At 36.0% G+C, this 264-nt stretch carries 1 protein-coding gene; it reads left to right on the top strand.

All coding sequences use genetic code 11. From position 1 onward, the window contains the following. Positions 1 to 2: 2 nt before the first annotated feature. On the top strand, positions 3 to 264 hold a 262-nt coding region (locus ACPYOI_RS36370), incomplete at its 3' end, for a DegT/DnrJ/EryC1/StrS family aminotransferase (RefSeq protein ID WP_481424216.1).

Here is a 264-nt window from a genome sequence, read left to right as displayed (position 1 = left end):
ATATACCAGTGACTCAACCCTTTCTTCCTGAATTAAGTGAATTTATTCCTTATCTTGAAAAAATCTGGGATAATAAGTGGTTAACAAATAATGGTCCATTCCATCAGCAGCTTGAAAAAGAATTGTGTGAGTATTTAGGCGTTGATTATATTTCTCTTTTTAATAACGCAACAATCGCGTTAATCACTGCACTTCAGGCATTACGTATTTCGGGTGAAGTGATTACCACACCGTACTCATTCATTGCCACCAGTCATTCTATTC

Source organism: Rhizobium sp. SVR5-2C (genome assembly GCF_056755115.1).
The sequence above is the reverse complement of the archived record's forward strand: the minus strand, read 5'-3'. Positions and strand labels throughout refer to the sequence as shown.